The sequence below is a fragment of the Vibrio sp. 1727 genome (assembly GCF_033344415.1).
GTDB classification, from domain to species: domain Bacteria; phylum Pseudomonadota; class Gammaproteobacteria; order Enterobacterales; family Vibrionaceae; genus Vibrio; species Vibrio alginolyticus.
In genome coordinates, this window is the sequence record NZ_JAWPOT010000688.1 from 1 (window position 1) to 513 (window position 513).

Below are 513 nucleotides of genomic sequence, written 5' to 3' on the forward strand. Positions count from 1 at the left end.
TCTGAGCCCAGCACGATCAAACAACAGTGGTCGTGCAAAGCGGGTGGCACCACCAGTTCAAAGGCTTTTTCGATAATTTGTTCGTTTACCGCAGAGATGAGCTCCATGATGAAGCGAGTGCGGATGCCGTTTCTCAGCAAGCTCTCTACCAGTTGACGTTGACGGTTTGAGGCTAACGCCAGTTCTTCTACGCTGCTTGCTCGTGCAATGCTGAGTGTGAACACGTGGGAATGCGTCGAAAACGCGCTGAGAATTTGTGTCATGTCGAGCATGCCCACCGCGCGATTGCCTTCGCAGACCATCAAACGCTTCATGCGATTACGTGTCATGGTGATCATGGCGTTAAACAGAAAATCCCCGTCATCAACATGGTAGACAGGGAAAGTTGCGATCTCACCTACAGGTGTGTCCACGGCGCAATTATCCAACATAACCGAGTGCAGCATGTTGGTACGAGTCACGATGGCGTACGGGTGAGCTGATGGCCATTTTTCCAATCGCGGGTCGTCGTCG

1 protein-coding gene is annotated in these 513 nt (G+C 52.0%); it reads right to left on the reverse strand.

The features are described 5' to 3' along the window. Nucleotides 1-513 (reverse strand): DUF294 nucleotidyltransferase-like domain-containing protein (locus tag R8O10_RS27630; protein ID WP_318192284.1); only part of this gene is annotated, 513 nt, incomplete at both ends.